13 protein-coding genes are annotated in these 17,535 nt (G+C 36.9%); 1 reads left to right on the plus strand and 12 read right to left on the minus strand.

The features are described from left to right. Positions 1 to 3: 3 nt before the first annotated feature. Genes ACST14_RS03475 through ACST14_RS03515 form a run of 9 tightly spaced genes read right to left on the minus strand, consistent with a single transcriptional unit; the run spans position 4 to position 13,985 of the window. Complete coding sequence (locus ACST14_RS03475; RefSeq protein ID WP_459460597.1) at positions 4 to 2,586, minus strand: 3-keto-disaccharide hydrolase; 2,583 nt, start codon at positions 2,584 to 2,586, stop codon at positions 4 to 6. 4 nt (positions 2,587 to 2,590) lie between these two features. Next, positions 2,591 to 3,847, minus strand: coding sequence for a Gfo/Idh/MocA family oxidoreductase (locus ACST14_RS03480; RefSeq protein WP_459460599.1), 1,257 nt, complete (start codon positions 3,845 to 3,847; stop codon positions 2,591 to 2,593). A gap of 35 nt (positions 3,848 to 3,882) precedes the next feature. After that, positions 3,883 to 5,319: a LysM peptidoglycan-binding domain-containing protein gene (locus ACST14_RS03485; protein ID WP_459460601.1), complete on the minus strand. Its 1,437-nt coding sequence runs from the start codon at positions 5,317 to 5,319 to the stop codon at positions 3,883 to 3,885. Continuing rightward, the gene (locus tag ACST14_RS03490; RefSeq protein ID WP_459460603.1) at positions 5,316 to 6,806 is read right to left on the minus strand and encodes an MBOAT family O-acyltransferase; all 1,491 of its coding nucleotides are present in this window, start codon (positions 6,804 to 6,806) and stop codon (positions 5,316 to 5,318) included. Before ACST14_RS03490 ends, ACST14_RS03485 begins: the two co-directional genes overlap by 4 nt. Then, complete coding sequence (locus ACST14_RS03495; protein ID WP_459460605.1) at positions 6,781 to 7,671, minus strand: hypothetical protein; 891 nt, start codon at positions 7,669 to 7,671, stop codon at positions 6,781 to 6,783. Before ACST14_RS03495 ends, ACST14_RS03490 begins: the two co-directional genes overlap by 26 nt. A 4-nt stretch (positions 7,672 to 7,675) precedes the next feature. Next, the gene (locus ACST14_RS03500) at positions 7,676 to 8,113 is read right to left on the minus strand and encodes a glucosaminidase domain-containing protein (RefSeq protein WP_459460607.1); all 438 of its coding nucleotides are present in this window, start codon (positions 8,111 to 8,113) and stop codon (positions 7,676 to 7,678) included. 10 nt (positions 8,114 to 8,123) lie between these two features. Continuing rightward, positions 8,124 to 9,173, minus strand: a complete 1,050-nt coding sequence (locus ACST14_RS03505; RefSeq protein ID WP_459460609.1) for a LysM peptidoglycan-binding domain-containing protein — start codon at positions 9,171 to 9,173, stop codon at positions 8,124 to 8,126. After that, on the minus strand, positions 9,174 to 10,721 hold the full coding sequence (locus ACST14_RS03510; protein ID WP_459460611.1) for a PQQ-binding-like beta-propeller repeat protein: 1,548 nt from the start codon (positions 10,719 to 10,721) through the stop codon (positions 9,174 to 9,176). Further along, positions 10,722 to 13,985 (minus strand): WG repeat-containing protein, encoded by a 3,264-nt coding sequence (locus ACST14_RS03515; RefSeq protein WP_459460613.1) that lies wholly within the window; start codon positions 13,983 to 13,985, stop codon positions 10,722 to 10,724. Between the two features lie 113 nt (positions 13,986 to 14,098). Here ACST14_RS03515 and ACST14_RS03520 point away from each other — a divergent pair, with 113 nt between their 5' ends. Further along, on the plus strand, positions 14,099 to 15,001 hold the full coding sequence (locus ACST14_RS03520; protein ID WP_459460615.1) for a hypothetical protein: 903 nt from the start codon (positions 14,099 to 14,101) through the stop codon (positions 14,999 to 15,001). Here ACST14_RS03520 and ACST14_RS03525 read toward each other — a convergent pair. The 3 genes from ACST14_RS03525 to ACST14_RS03535 are packed head-to-tail and all read right to left on the minus strand — an operon-like array spanning position 14,994 to position 17,534. After that, on the minus strand, positions 14,994 to 15,488 hold the full coding sequence (locus ACST14_RS03525; protein ID WP_459460617.1) for a LutC/YkgG family protein: 495 nt from the start codon (positions 15,486 to 15,488) through the stop codon (positions 14,994 to 14,996). The genes ACST14_RS03520 and ACST14_RS03525 overlap by 8 nt on opposite strands. Beyond that, entirely contained in the window at positions 15,485 to 16,828 is a 1,344-nt protein-coding gene (locus ACST14_RS03530; protein WP_459460619.1) for a lactate utilization protein B, read from the minus strand. The genes ACST14_RS03525 and ACST14_RS03530 overlap by 4 nt, the downstream gene beginning before the upstream one ends. After that, positions 16,821 to 17,534, minus strand: coding sequence for a (Fe-S)-binding protein (locus tag ACST14_RS03535; RefSeq protein ID WP_459460621.1), 714 nt, complete (start codon positions 17,532 to 17,534; stop codon positions 16,821 to 16,823). The genes ACST14_RS03530 and ACST14_RS03535 overlap by 8 nt, the downstream gene beginning before the upstream one ends. Position 17,535: the final 1 nt, after the last annotated feature.

Raw genomic sequence — 17,535 nt, forward strand, 5'->3', positions numbered from 1 at the left:
ATTTTATTTTTTCTTTATCAATTCTTTAATTCGTAAGTTTCTAAACTTCAAAGGAGAGCCATGACCTAAAAACCCAATATGACCCATTTTGTTTAATAATCCAGGATGATCTCTATGATCTGCTGTACCCTCTTTCGTCGCTAGCGCAATATCGCCATCAACAATAACTTCTCCATTCAAAATCACTTTAATTTTATTCCCCTGAGCAATGACCTCTTGTTCATTCCACTCCCCTAAAGGCTTTAAGAAACCTAGTTTAGCCGGGATGATTCCATAAACAGAACCATGGTATTGATAAGGCTGTAATTTTGCGTAAACAGGTGCGCTATTATCCATGATCTGTAATTCCATCCCCAAGTAAGCCGCATCCCCTTCTAAAGGAGCCCGAATACCTATACCATTATTAGCGCCTGGAGTTAATTGAAAATCTAATTTCAGATGGAAATCTCCGTATTCTTTTTTGGTATACAAATTACCTTTACCGCCACGTTTCGGATCAATAACTAATTCGCCATTTAAAGGGAAATAATCCGTCGTATTACCCGTCCAATTAAATAAGGATGAGCCATCGAATAAGGCGGTAAAATCAGCTTCTGGTGCCACATAAATAGGTTCAGCCTTCAATTCCTTCACATAGATATTGCGATAAACGATGTGATTGCCATGTGCCTGCAATTCGATCGCATCTTTCACGAAAATAGGAATTTTGCGATCCCAAAAATTCTCTAAAAGTACATTATCCACCACTAATTCGCCATTTAAGTAAACCGTTACTCGCTCCCCTTTCATAAGTATACGGAAGGTATTCCATTCATCTATTGGGTTATCAGCTACTTTCAACGGATTCTTTGAATTGATTTGGTTATTATATAATCCCCCAGAACCCACTTGAGCACCTACTTTTGTCAGAGATATATCCCAAATCTGAACCTGAGGTGATCCTCTCAAATAGATACCAGCATCGCCCGCTTTCTCAATTTTCCAGTCCACATACATTTCAAAATCTTGGTAGTCTTTCACCGAACACAAGTTATCCCCATGACCCGTAAAATGCAGTTCTTCTCCTTTTGCCTCCCATCCAGCATTCATGATTTTATCTGCTTTGACCTGTAATAAGGCCAAAGTATCCGCTGACAATAATCTACGCTTCACCGGATTAGCAACGAGGCCCTTCCAGCCGCGTAAATCAGCTCCATTATACATAGAATAAAAACCTCGGTCTGAAATCTTAAATGCCTCATTGATTTTCTCGCGAACAGCGGGTTCACTAATTTGCCCATAGCCCTCTTGCACCCAATCCTTGGTCATTTGACCTCTTAAATTAGGATTAGCTAAATATAGAGAGGCAAGACCATCAGCAGCAACCTGACGTACATTCGGGTCTTGCAAACCAAGGTAAAGCGTGCGCATAGCTGATAAAGAATTACATTTCGCTAATCCTTTAAAGATCTGCTCGCGTGTTTCTAAATTCGTCGTTAAATCCAAGGCGTTTCGGTAGTTCAGCACTTGCTGATCTACATTCTTGAACAGTTTCGCATTGATGCGAGCATAGGCACGAACCGCCTCTTCGATTTTCGTCTTTTTAGCTTCAGCATACAACCAAGTCATGTTTTCTAATTCTTGAACGAAAGGAATCCAATTTTCCTTATGGCTAGCCTTCAAAGCAAAAGCGGTGATTTTACTATTCAACGTGCCATCTTGTTTGGTAATAGCCGTCATTGCCTGCTGCAAAGACTTCACTTCTGAAGCAAGAGTAGCGTCAGATAATTTACCTGCAATAATATCAAAATCTGTCACACTCACCCAGTAAGGCAAGGCGTAAAAAGCAGCAGCACGGGTTGGTAAATTTGATTGAACAGATTGCCAAACCAAGGGTTTTACCTCCGGCCATTGCCTTGTAGAACCATACACCAATATTACCGTCTTTTGAGCTAAAGAAAGATTGTCATAAGTGGCTACTGCTTTTCTGAAGAAATCATTCGCTTTTAAAGAAGTACAAAAATCTGCAATCTCTAGGTTAGTCTCTTTTTCTAAGGCTAACATATTCCAAACAACATCTAGACCTTTTATACCCTCTGATTGCAATATAGCCAGTGCCTTTTCTGATGAAAATCCAATTGGCATAGCAGAGATAGCCCAGGATGCTTTGTAGGTGCCTACCGCCTTCACAAAAGCGCGTGCGTGATTTGCGTCCCACGTTTTTGCAGCGGATTTTAAGGCTATTAAATCACGAGGTGCACTCAAATAATTTCGCAAAATAAAGGCGGAAACCTGAGGTCGTGATTTTGCATATTGTTGTAACCACACAGCAGCATCCAAATGACTCAAGGTCTTCATTTCTGCATTTTCAGTTAAACCTATAGCTAAGTAGGCTACTAATTCAGCCCGATTTTTAGCAATAGCCAGGATAAACGATTCTGTCACTTGGGTAGGGTCATAGACCCCCTTTAGTGCATAAGCCGCAGATTTAAGGGTATTGAATTTCCCTTTTTGGGCCAAAATACGCAACCGATTTTGTTCCACCCGACTCGGATCTTGTGCCAACAAGGTAGAACTGAACAATAGAAGTAAAAATATATATTTCATGATTTTACAGAATATAAGGTGCACGCATCGGTTGATCCATTAGGCGATTTGCCTCATCATCTCCCACAATTACTTGATTAATCGGATCGAATTTCAAATTGCGATGTACGCGCATGGCAATTAAACCTAAATTAATAAGTGTACAAGAACGGTATCCATTCTCCTCATTCAACGCAAATTTCTTGCGATTCTTCACAGAATCCACAAAATCAGTTTGTTGCATCACCGGATCCGGAAACTCCGCTAATTTTTTCATTAAATCAGGAATATCTGATTGCATATTGCGGTAAAGTTTCCCTTTAGGTCCTTCTATATAGGCCACTTTCTCGTCTTTCGCCTCGCCGTCTAAAACGATTTGGCATCCATCAGCATAGGTATACGTAATGCGATTAAAAATACCCACGGCATCTTTATCTTGCACCGGAGCATCCACCTCGATGAACACCGGGGACTCATTATCCTTGCCTAACATATATTGAATTGGGTCCATATAATGTTGTCCCATATCGCCCAAAGCACCACCATCATAATCCCAATAGCCCCGGAATGTTTGATGGGTACGATGTACATGATAGGGTTTATACGGAGCAGGTCCTAACCAGCTCTCATAATCTAATTCCAAAGGCACCGGCTGCGGAGTTAAATCCGTCTTCCCTACCCAATAGAACTTCCAATCAAAACCAGTATGCTTGCTTACCGTAAACTTTAATGGCCAGCCTAATAAGCCCGAATCCACCACCTTTTTCATCGGCTTAACCGTGGTATTCATACCATAAAAATTACCTTCAAATCGGAACCAAGTATTTAATCTAAAAATACGTCCGTGCTGCTGAACCGCCTCTTTTAAGCGTTTTCCCTCCCCTATCGTTCGGGTCATAGGCTTCTCACACCAAATATCTTTACCTGCTCTAGCAGCATCTGCAGCCATTATTCCATGCCAATGTGGCGGAGTAGCGACGTGGACAATATCCACTTCGGGCAATTGAATCATCTCCCGGTAATCATGGAACGATTTTACACCCTTTTCTACTTTATCTAGACCGAGTTGCAGATTTTTCTTATCCACATCACACATAGCTACGACGCGCGTTCCAGCATAAGGAATATGTCCGCGACCCATTCCCCCGGTACCGATAATAGCTTTTGTTAATTGATCTGACGGAGCTAAAAAGCCCTTTCCTAATACATGGCGTGGCACAATGCTAAACGCAGCCAAACCTAGAACAGATTGTCCTATAAATTTTCTTCTTGATACTGACATGATTAAACAGGTTTTGCTCTAAATATAGTAAATATTTACTTAATCCTAATCCTGTCTCCTAGTTGAATTGCTGTAGATTTTACTCGACGGTTCTTTTCTATTAACGAATTTACCTTTACATGATAGCGTGCAGCAAGGCTATAAAATGTATCCCCTTTTTTAACAAGATGGTAAACTTCTTTCTGAACTACTTTTTTCTTTAGTACTATTGCAACTGATACAACTGAATCTTTCACAATTGAATCTTTCACAATAGAATCTTTAGACACCGCTCTTCTATTAATTGATTTAACAATTGTTTCCATTTCAGATTTCAAATCGCTTAAATCTACGGTAGACTTTAATTGATTTAAAAAGGGTATCATGAATAATTTGGCTTGTAATTGATAACCTTCCTTATTCAAATGTAATTTATCCTTTAGAAATAAATTTTTCTCAAACCAGGGTTGAAAAGAACCAAAACCACCCATCACTTTATTTAAATCATAAAATGAGCTCTTCAAAATTGACTGAGCCTCGATGATTTCGATCTGTTTTTGAGGTATTCTATTTCGACTTCTAGTGTCCGGTGGACTAGTCACTAAAATTGCCACAGACGGCATAAGGGATCTTAATTCATCAAAAAAGCGATTGACTTGTTTTGTGTAGATATTGGTGTCAAAATTTCCATTATATGCTTCATTCGTACCATAGGAAAAGATCACTAAATCCGGGTCCAGCAATTTCAATTGTTCCTTCCAAAGTTTTGTATGTTGGATCAAATGAGTGAATTGAGCCCCGACAACTCCTAAAGAATGATATTCAACACCAGAATTAGAAGTCACAAATTCCAAACCGTGAAATTGAAATTCATTCGCAAGTGAATCTTGCTTAATCAATTTTAAAAGGATGGTTGAAGTCCTATTCGTTCGAACAAAACGAGCATAACCAAGTTTAGACTCCCCTTTAACTGTTTCTTTCCAATAAAAATCACTCCCTAAATCAGGATGATATGAAAGGCTATCCGTCGCATTAAACCAAATTTTAATTTCCGAAAAATCCAATTGAGGATTTTTTAATTGAAATAAAATAGAAGCAGAAGAATCAAGGGTTTTAACAGAATATCCTGTTACACCCAGCTCTAATCTAGGTTTTGTAGAGAGTATATTATCTCCTATCCAATGGCCTGATGCTTTGGACTTATACAAAGCACCATCCACACTTTTAGCTAAAGAATAAGGAAAAGTAATTCCAGTTCCTTTTAACCTTTCTATTGAATTTAATAGCTCACGAAATTGAGAGGAGAAATAACCAATTTGGATATGAGAATCGCCTAATTGAACAATTTTGATAGGCCTTTTTTTCCAAGTATCTCTTAAATGACTAAATGCCTGATCCTCTATAATTTGATTGCATGGTAAACAAACAACAGTGGAATCAGACTGACCGAAGGCAGTATAGACTAGTAACAAGAAAAAGAGTACATTTCTCAAAACTGGAAATAAATAAAAGGTTGAACTACCTCATCTCTAAATTGAATGATCAATTGCAAGGCCACTAACAAGAAAAATATCCAAAAGAAAGCTGGAATAAGATATAAACGTTCGATACTCCATTTCTTCCAATGTAAAGGAATCAAAACAACAATAAATACAGCAAGAATTAACAATGAAATCTCAACTCGAGAGAACCAGAATCCACTAAAATCAACCCATTGCGTATGATAAATAATACGTTGGATAATTTCAATCGCAGCGTTGAAATCATTGGCTCTAAAAAATATCCAACAAAACGAAACAAATGAGAAAGTACTTAGCCAACCAATTCCCTTCATCAAAAAATGATCCGGCAAATAGTTTTTAATCAATTTGTGAACTCCAAGTGCTAGGCCATGAGCAAATCCCCAAAAAACAAATTTCCAAGATGCTCCATGCCAAAAACCACCAATTAGCATCGTCAATAATAAAAATAAATACGTATTAAATTCTCCTTTGCGATTTCCACCAAGGGGAATATATACATAATCTCGTAACCAAGATGACAATGAAATATGCCATTTTCGCCAAAAAACAGTGATGTTCGTGGAATTATAGGGATTCTCAAAGTTTTCTTTTAATCGATAACCCACGAGAAGCGCTAAACCAATCGCAATATCAGAATATCCTGAAAAATCAAAATAGATTTGGAAAGTGTAAGCCAATACACCTAATAAATTTTCGCCCCCAGAATAAAATGAAGGTGTAGCAAAAACCATATCTACATATTTTGCTAAGTAATCTGCGATAAATAATTTTTTAATTAAGCCTAAAATAATTCGTACAAAACTTTCCTTAAATACAAGTGCCGTAGGTCTATTAGGATGATTTACTTGTCCTAAAAAATCACTTGCCCGAACAATGGGACCTGCCACTAAATGAGGAAAAAATGTCATATAAAAAGCATAATCTAAGAAATTAGAGGATGCTTTAATTTCTCCTCGGTAGACATCTACTAAATAAGAGATGGACTGAAAGGTATAGAATGAAATGCCTATGGGCAGGAATAGATCAATTAATTCAAAATGCGTTAATAAAAGAGAATTCGTATTTTCTATGAAGAAATTAGCGTATTTAAAGTACAATAAAAAAGAGAGACTAAATAGAATGGCAATAATGCCTATTAATTTTTTAGTAAAACCATCCTTCTTTTGAATCCAATGAGCAAAAATGTAATCAAAGGTAACTTGTGTAATAAAAAGCGCTAAAAATGGGCCACTAGATTTATAATAAAAAAATAGACTAAACGCGACTAAATAACATTTGCGAATTACATTCCAGTCGAAAATAAGTGCATAAAAGAAGACAAAAATTCCAAAAACAAAGAGGAAAGAAAATTCGGTAAAGAACCAAGGCTCCTTAGTTGAATACAAAAATAAATCACGAATTAATTGTTCAAAAGGAATCCTCTTAAACAACTCAATAACCTCTGAATTTAGCTGCATTAAATACAATAATTTTAAATTTTCTTGGATAACCCGTTCGAGATGGGGGGAGCATCTTTATTTTCCATCTAGCAGATGTTTGTAGCCAGTTAGCAATATTGGCCATCCAAATTCGATATCCAGATAGTGATGGATGTCTTCCATCACTTGATTTAGGCAGTTTAAGCGATTTTGAAGAAAAAAATGCAGCTGAATCAGCTGCGGCGCGAAACGCATCCGTAACCACAAAGTCCTGTCCCCAATTCGTAGGACCTATCCAAGCATAGGGTACCTTTCTTAAACGCTTTTGAAATAGTTTTGCCATTGCCTTTCTATAAGCCGCATCTCTAGCTAACACTTCATTTAAACCAAACATAACAAAAACATAAGTAGGTTTATACCTCGCAATTAGCTTAGAAATTGTATCAGCCTTTGCAAAATTAACTGAGGTGGCAGAATACCATTCAATGGCAGCAACGAGTTTATGTCCATTGCTTTGACAATAATCATTCAAAATGTTTTTCATTCCGCCGGCTTCCGAATCCCCTAATAATAAAATACGATGATGGGTAGAATCATTTAAAATGCTATCAGGCATTATTGACGAGGGGGTTGATGCCACTTCGTCAATTAAAGAATCATTTTTACTCTTTATTAAAGTTACCGATGAATCAATTGCAACTAAATTAGCTGGAATTGGGCGCTTATTTTCTGCCTGAATTTCATCCTCGATTTGAATTTCGTTAATAACAGAATTAATTATTTTTTTTATTTCATAGCCACCTACAGTAAAGGTGCGATCTGAATAACTATAAATATAAAGCAAGGAGCTGACCACTATAAAACAGAGGCTTGCCCAAACTAAATAACCTTTATTTGATTTCATTCTACTACTTTATTGAATCAATCGCTTTCTTTACTAGCCTAGTCCAAATCTTTCCATTCGCAGCATAATTAGCTTTGGCCAAGCCTTTTACCCAAATCATTGCATCTGGATTTCCTTTTAATTTTTCATAAAATCTTTTCCTTGCAACTAAATCACAAAATGCGACAATACTGTCTTCTGGTTTATCATAATGCAAATAGGTTGTTTTCCATACTTTAGAATAACGTCCTCTTATTCCAAAATAATTATTTAATCTTTTCGCATGATTTGAAGTACCAAATCCCGATTCACAAATACCAACTCCTAGTATTAAATTCACAGGAATTTGATATTTAGAAGCCATGGATTCAACGAATTTCCTATATTTTTCAACATTACCAGGAGTGGTACCCCAAGTGGAAAATGACAAAAATATTCCGACAATCAAAATGAAATTTTTCATAGTTAGCTCATTAACGTTTAGGAATTTTGATTTTTTTACCTTCCTTTAAAAGGTCCTTTTCAGTTAATTTATTATACTTAAGCAATTCTTTGATGGAAATTTTATACTTTTTGGCAATACTATAATAAGTGTCTCCTTTTGAAATTTTAACTTCAGCAGGTTTATTTTCTTGCTTTTTCTTTTTAGGCATTAACGCTATTTTCTCCACCGAATCCAATTTTATAATTTCTTTTATAATTTCAGATTTAATAATAACAGAATCCTTTGGCGGGGATATTTTTACTACCTTCTTTGGTTTATTATCTGTATAGACGTGTTTCAAATTAGTATCAAAAATTTCTACATCCATTAATCTGTCAGTAGTAATTTCATCTTTCTCGAATTGGTACAACCATTCATACATTTGTTTAGCATAAAAAACTCTAGCAAACTCGCCATGTCCATAGTTTGGAAAACTAGAAAAACGTGTCAAATTAGTTTCGCAACAATTTTGAATCGCATTGTATACTTTTTCAGACTCCGAATGTGGCACCGCAGCATCTTTCTTCCCATGCATTATCCACAAAGGAACCTTCGCTAAAGACTCCGCCATTTTAACATTTCCACCACCACACAAGGCCATAGCAGCCGTAACTTCTTCAGGATAGGTTCCCACAAAATCCATGGTTCCATAACCTCCTAAACTCATTCCCACTACATATACTTTACATTTATCAGTGGGGAAATTTTCGTGAACATAATCCAATAAAACTTTTAATTTTTGAGGATTCCAAAATTGACCAGATGGAACTTGAGGTGCGACAACATAGGCATCTACTGTTCTTCCTCTGTGTACAATATCATCAATGATACCGTATTGTTTTACCTTATTTAAATTACTGCCCGAAAGGCTTCGACCATGTAAAAATAAAATAACTGGCTTAATCTGATTGTCTTTATTTTCAGGTTTATGCAATAAAAAATGATAGGTATTCTCCACTTGAGTAAATGGCACTACTTCTTGGGCTTTAGCGATGAAGCTTAGGCAAAAAAAGAAGCCAATAATTTGAGTAATTTTCATCTATATAATTTTAAACTTATATATTTTATTTCCCCTCGAACCTATAATCAGTTGATCATCCATTACCGCAGGACTTGCTTCAAAATTACCGCCTAAATTTTGGGAGAAAATCTTCTCCCCTGTTATTCCATCTATTAAATAAATATTACCCACAACATCCCCAATTAATACAAAAGGTTCCCCTTTTTTCGTATAATAGCCAACTGGAGAAGACCAGGAATAGGCATTTAACTTTGTCGTAAACTTCACTTGACCAGATACCTTATCTACTGCCATTAATTGACCTGCTCTACTTTTACTAGGCTGAGAAATACAGATGTAGAGCAGATTTTTTGCTTGGTGTTTACCTAGCAAGGGTGTTGATAGCATACCACCGTTAAATGTCTTTTCTTTAAATACGATTGATTGAGCAGGAATTTTATTTAACCAAACTTCCTCTCCCGTCAAAGCATTCAATTTTCTCAAATAAGAAAAACCCGATCCCCCCTGCTTATCCACTTCACAACCAATATATAAATAAGGTTTTCCCTTCTCCTCTTCTATTACGATGGTTGCGTCTGAATCATCCACATTATCAAAATACCAAACAGGTTTTAAGCTAGCTAAGTTCACACAAACTATATTACCTTGGTTATCTCCAAAATATCCATAGTTTTTATAAACTGATAAGCTCGACTCAATACCCAGTGTAGATCTATTCGGTTTCTTAGAATGATAAATTAATTTCGAGTGTAATTTATACTTACCATCCAGCATTCTAAACTTATATAAAATACCGTTTTCACCTGGCCAAAAATAATAATTACCTACCTTGATAGGAGAACTATCAAATGCTCCCCATCCTCTGTGAGCATCCCGATCTGAACTAGAAACGAAGGCAGCTAACTTGCCTTTAAAAACATCAAATATGCGAAATCCAAATTCTCCCGTCTCATTAATACCTTGCCCCACTAAAAGATTACCCGTATAATCAGGATCAAACATAGCCGTTCCTTTAATGGGATTGTGGGTGTCTAAAGTTGGTCGTAATTGTTCCCCATTATCAAAATTTAAAAAATAAATTTTACCACATAAAGAACTAATTATCACCTCCTTTTGAGCTTTTGGCTTATTAGCTAGCGCATTAGCTGGAATTCCTTTATAATCCCAATTAATAATGAGCGGCTGACCTGTCCAACCATTTCCACCACCCCAAACACCAAATTTAGTTTTCTTGCCATCGTAAGCGGTAGAAAACTCCCAGTCCATTTTAACTTCTGAAGGCCTTTTACTTAATCTACCTTCAGAAACCATATCACGAGTCAATGCTCCTCTAAATCCTAAAACTCCTTTTTCAGGATTATATTTAGAAGTTATATTGCCTAGTCCTGGACCTGCTGAATCCAACAATTTAATTTCATAGGTTAAATTATCTGCCACACTAGTTGCGGATACATCAGGCAATAGAATCGCAGTTTCTTTTTTCTTTTGAACAGACTTTTTTTCTCCCGCTTTTTGATTACAAGCACCAAGTGTTATTAAAACAAAAAGAAAAAATAGTGCCCACATTTATTTAAAATTATTATTTCTTAAAGCTCTAACGGCATTTTGATTTCCTAAACCAGATGCTCTTTTGAAGGCTAATTCGGCGTCAGACATTTTATTTAATTTGAGGTATGTGAAGCCCAAATTTGTATAATATATTCCCATATTATTGTCGGAATCAAATTGACTAGCCCCTAATAGAGTTGCCTTTTTATAATCAGATGCAGCATAAGGATACATCTTTAATTCATAATAGCATACTCCTCTCCAATTATAGCCAGGTCCAGATTCAACCGCATTCTCCCCTTGAAACGAAGTCGAAAAATCATCAATGGCATCACTATAAGAGCTACTCTTCATTCGACAATATCCTCTTTCAAGGTACCACTGTGATTTACTAAACTCCACAGAATTCAGGTAAATAATTTCAGATGCCGCATTTATAGCTTCAGTCCAATTCGATTGCCCTTTATAGATTTCATATTTTAAAGATAATGCTCTGTATTTCTGCGAAGTATTAGAATAGAGCACGGCTTTATCAATATATCCGATAGCATTATAGCTACTGTTTTGATCTTTGTAATTTTCTGCAATGCCTAATAAGGCATCAAAATTATTGGGAGATATTCGCAAGGCTTTTTGATAATCAAGTAAAGCCTCATTAAATTCTTTGGCAATTCTATGTGTATTCCCAGATTGAACAAATTGCTGCGCATCATAGGCTGAAAAATCAATTTTCTTGTCTGCGTACCAGGTAGTAAAATCGATAGACGAATAAATCGTAGCCCCCTTGTATGAAAAGGTTAAATACTCCTTAAATCTTTGAATATTAGAAATTTCTCCCTGTATGGATTTGTATTTATTATTTTGGATAGAGTATTCCACTAAATTCCCTGAACGATCAATTAAGAGCACTTTATCGTAATCAAGCCAAGTCATAATTACTGACCCCTCAAAAACTATTTGACCCGTTTTCGAAATTAGAACTGGCACAAATTCTTCATCTGATTTTTTCGTAACGGCAACAGCTAATCCATTTCTGAATGGTGCGATAAAATCGTAGATAATAGGCACAATAATTTTACCATTTTTATCAATGGATCCCACTTTTTCACCAATGGCTACATTTGCCAGGCCTCCTGAAAAATCAGCAGATGAGCGAAAAATAGGGTCTAAATTCAATGCTTGACTCTCCGTGTAGCAATACACGCTAACATAGTCTTCATCCTCTATTTCCCCTGGTCCATCACCTTCTCCCTCGCCATGCATGTCCTGAGATAGGTATTGACTAAAATCATCATCGAATGGTTGAGATAAATTATCCACATCATCATAAACAGTTGAAATTACTAGCTTTCCCTCTTTATTGACATATCCATTCTTTCCCGCCAACTTAACGCGCAACAAACCATCGGAGAATTGCCCTATTTGTTCAAAAGGAAAAGAACTAACTAACTTATTAGTCTTAATACTGAATAAATTATAGGTTGATTTATCTGCATTAGGTGATTTGTTTATTGCAAAAATATCCTCTCCCACACTACTAATAGTATGTTTATCAAATGGAATAACGACACGTCCCAACGAATCCAATAATCCGTTCTTTTTCTCCGCGTTTTCTGCAAAATAATAACCTGATCCTGCGGTGTTTAAAGTGTTATAGATGGCGGGAATGATAAATTTACCCTGACCATTGATATACCCGTATTTCCCTTTGCTTACAACGATGCGCGAAATATCAATTGAAGAAAATGGAATACTCAATAACTGTCCTTTCGAGTTAGCTAAATAATACACTTTTTTGTCTAAGCTAACCACTAATTGATCTTCACCTATAAAATACAATTCTCTGAATTTATTTTCAATCAGCACCTTTCCTTTTAAATCTATCAAACCTTTTTTTACAATTTTACCTGTTTTGATAGAGCTAATTAATAAAGTATCCCCTTGCGAATCTAAATCGTCATAAATAGGTTGAATAACTGTTTCTCCTTTTCGATCCATTAATCCCAACTTAGTTCCTAATTGAAAAATTAAATGGGTGGAACCAACAGGCCAAAAACAATCATAGGTGGCAATGGTAACCGATTGACCCAGCTTATTAACCAATCCTTTTTTACCTAAGTTTGTGACAACTACTAATTCCTTATCGATAGGTTCGATATTATCATAAGATGTTTCTGAAACGAAACTTCTACTTTTAGGATCATATAATTTATACTTAAGATTTGAAGTCAAATAAGGCACTACCACTTTTAGTCTCTCAATTGAAGCCAATGCCTCTAATTTATGGTCACTTAAAGGGTGAGCTCTTAAAAAAGTTTCGTATGCTAAACTAGTATCTTCTTTCGTTGCACTTAACCAATCAAACGTTTCGATCTTCTCCAGCGCAATTTTACGTTTATCTGATTTAGGATAAGAAATAGAAAAAGAAACAAAACCTTCTTTAGTATTTTCTTTCAATGCTACTTCCCAATCTAGTAATTCAATGGCTAATTGTGCCTTATCCACTAAGTCTGAAGCGGGGTATTTGCGAATAAAATCGCGATAAGATTGTTTGGTATTTAAGTTACGAGCATCGTTATAGGCGATGAACCACATTTTACTTTTAGCAATTGTAATCTTTTGTGAACGAGGGAATTTATCAATAAATTGTTGGAAAGAGCTAATGGAATTACCCTTCAATGCAACAGAATAATTAATGGATTCAATACTATCTTTTGCTACATAGAATTCATCTGAATCAGGGTATTTTTTTGTGAAATTTAAATAGCCAAATTCCGTATTTTCAGCTAATGCAAGATCGAAGGCCAATTTATTACGAAGTAATTTTGCTTCACCTAAATGAGGACTTTGGTATTGATTAATTATAAACCAATTTATATTTTCAATTGAATTATCTTTTTTACAAAGTTCATAAAGACGGTCGTCTAATTCTTGCCTTATGATGGGAAAATCAGTCTCACAAATTTGTAATTCCTCACAAAGCGATGTTTTCTTTTTCTCATCAGTATCCTCTGAAAACATCGTTTTGGCTAGCTGAAGTAAATGAACAGCAGAATCAACATCTGCTATATTTTTTGCAACCTTAGATTGTAATAAATATCGATAATAGATAGATTCGTATTTTATCCCCACCGAATTCTCATAGGTAATAATACGTTCTATCGCTTTGTCATAAGTTCCCTTTTCAATATAAGATTTTGCGCTTTTTAAATGACGCACCTGACCAAACCCCAAAAAGGAGATGCTACAAAAAAAGAATAAAAAGAATAAAAAACCTCTCATTGATATGTTTCGTTTATTAAGCGTAAAATAGGCTACAGCAAATAGTATAATCTAATTTAAAATTAACACTAATTAAATTTTTCTCATAATTTCGTATTAATAATCAGACTATTATGAAAAAATCAATACCCTACTTTGCATTAGTTATTGGATGCTTTTTATTCACTTCTTGTGAATCTAAAAAAGATAAATCCTTAACTGATTCGCTGGCAGCTGATTCGTTAAAAGCAAGCCAGAAAATTGATATCCCTGACTTTAAAAAAAGTTATGAAGGGTCTATCAATAATAAATATCAAATAACGATGACGCTTACTAAAACGGGTAATGTTTTAAGTGGAAGCTATGCCTATGCTACTATAGGAACTGCGATAAAAGTGGCTGGCACTATAGACGATACAGGTTCAATTATTTTAAACGAGTATTCAGATTCTGACAAATTATTAGGCACCTTTAATGGCACTTACCGTCCTGAGGGAATTAGCGGTAACTGGAATCGGGCAAACAGTGACAAATTAATGCCATTCTTACTAACAGAAAAAGCCGCCTCTATTAGTGATGCATCTGCTTCCTGTATGGAGACAGAATTTGAAAATGAAGACGGACACGGTGAAAAAAAAACTTGCCTGTTTAACGATTTTAAAACAGTAAGTACTGGATATGCGAATGATCGCAATGGTAAGATGTATTGGATTTATGAAATTTCACAAAACAAAAATGGAAAATACGTTAAAGTACAAAACAGTACTTTGTTCAATTTAGATCAAACAGAATTATTGAAATTAATTAACGAGCGAATTAAGCGAGATTTTACTGTTTATTCAACTGAAGCAGAAACAAGGGATTGTTTTAGCGATTTTGGAAGGCTCCCTGTGTACAAAATGAATGATTTAGGCATTGATTTCAATAATGATGAAATTCAATTTCATATTGAGTTTAATTTACCAGAAGCGTGTGATGCAGTAGGAGGAACAGTAGTATCATTTAAAATAGCAGATATTGCTAAATACCTTAATTAATTACCACCGTCAAACTCCTTGCGCCATGCGCACCGATGACAAGCGATTGCTCAATATCAGCGGTCTTAGAAGGACCCGATAAAAACAATCCGAAACTTGATTTGACTTTTCCTAGTTCCTCATAAGCTGCATGCATGTGAGGAACTATTTTTTTTACGTTTATCACTAAATGCTGACAAATGAAAGGTGCTACCCGATGTGGCAAAGATTCCTCCGTTAACCAAATTGCCCCATTCTCAGCTACACCGAAATCTCCATCGATTTCTAAAACCTCCACTTCCGCTAAACTCAAGCCATCTAAAGTTTTGTCATAGCGACGACGGCCAGGAAATATTTCTTCTAACTCAGATGGGGTAACGACACGCGCACCCACCACTGCTAAAGAAGCGCGAAAATCAAACTCTACCGAAGCGCCTTGAAAAGCACCTGGGTGTTTCAACTCCGCTAGAGGTTCGATTTTTCCTAAAATTAGTTCTCTTGCGCTCATCGTTTTTTGTACCATTCTTGAAAACTTTCTTTGGGCGCCACTGGCATCTCCCGCTGTTTATACCACGGATTTAAACGCGTGTTTAAAACTCCCGAGAAACGTCTAATGAGAGAGCCTCCTAGGCGATAAATGGCCGGATTTGATAAAACGAATGCCATTAACTTCATCCCGATGGATTTTGCGGCAGGTGCTAAGCCAGCTGTCATCAAATCTTGGCGCCAAAACCACAATTGCTCATGAATATTAATCTTTACCGGACAAACGTTCGAACAGGACCCGCAGAGCGTACTTGCAAAAGGCAAATCCACATTCGCTTTCTTATCGATATTAGGCGCTAAAATAGAGCCAATCGGCCCAGCAACTGGTTGATGGTAACTATGTCCACCGCTTCGGCGATACACGGGGCAGGTATTAAAACAAGCCGCGCAGCGGATGCATTTCAGTGAATTCTTGTATTTCGGATCAGCGAGCTGGCGCGTACGACCATTGTCTATTAATACAATATGCATTTCTTGACCTTCGCGTGGTTGGTGAAAATGCGATGAATAGGTCGTAATCAATTGGCCCGTTGCACTGCGTGCGAGTAGTCGTAAAAACACGGCTAAATCTGCTCGTTTAGGGATGATTTTTTCGATGCCCATACAGGCGATGTGGACTTTGGCTAAATGCGCACCCATATCCGCATTCCCCTCATTTGTACAGACCACAAACTCCCCTGTTTCTGCGATGGCAAAGTTGACCCCCGTTATGGCTACTTCAGAAGCTAAAAAGTGACCCCTTAAATGTTGACGTGCAGCCTCTGTTAAGAATTGTGGATCTTTATTACCTTTAGGGGTTCCTAAAAATTGATGAAAGGTCTCCCCCACATCCTCTTTCTTTAAGTGAATTGCCGGTAACACAATATGGCTAGGCGCTTCGTTTCGAAATTGAACGATTCGTTCCCCTAAATCGGTGTCTATAACTTCTATTCCTTTCGATGCCAAATAATCATTTAAATGGCATTCTTCCGTTAACATTGATTTACTTTTGACGAGTATTTTCGACCCTTGCGCTGCGATAATTTCGTGAACAATCGCATTATGCTCTGCCGCATCAGCGGCCCAATGAACGGTGATTCCGTTAGCTTGAGCTTTGGCCTCAAAAGCCTGTAAATACTCCCCTAAATTCGCTAAAGTATGATCTTTAATCTGCGAGGCATGTTCCCTTAAGTCTTCCCATTCTGGCAATACTTTTGAAACTTTATCCCGTTTCTCGCGCACTAGCCACAAGGTTTCATCATGCCAATCCGTCCGGGCTGCATCCGCAATAAAATTCTCCGAAGCTTCCGCGTGACTAAGCATGATTCAAAATTTCTACGATATGTTTCACTTGCACTTTAGATCCTTGACGTCTCAAAATACCTTCCATGTGCATCAAACAGGAGGTATCTACCCCGATAATATAGTCCACCGCATTTGCGTCATGTGCATTAATTCTATCTTGACCCATCTTCACTGAAACAGCTTCTTCTGTCACACAAAAAGTGCCGCCAAAACCACAACACTCGTCTTCCCTTTGCGGCAAAACGACTTCGATGCCGTCAATCTTAGCTAGTAAATCTTGTAATTTAGAAAAGGGTTTCTCATTACGTTCAGACATTGAGCTTAAATGCAAACCACGCTGTCCATGGCAACTTTGGTGCAATCCAACCCGATGCGGAAATTTTGCAGACAAGCTAGTAACTTTTAATACATCCGTCAAAAACTCACAAATCTCGTAGACCGACGCTCGGATTTTTTCCGAAGGATGATGCTCCTTTAGATGTAAAACGCAAGATCCTGATGGTCCCACGATATAATCAAATCCTTCAAAATTTTGGCTAAAATTAGCGTCGCAACCCTTTGTAGAAGATGCAAAACCTGAATTTGCCATCGGTTGGCCGCAGCAGGTTTGATCTTTTGGAACGACTACTTCACAGCCAAGTTTCTCCAATAATTCCAAACTTGCCACAGCTACTTGCGGATAGAATTGATCAATATAGCAGGGGACAAACAGGGCAACGCGCATG

This window comes from Aquirufa sp. A-Brett2-15D (assembly GCF_054558735.1).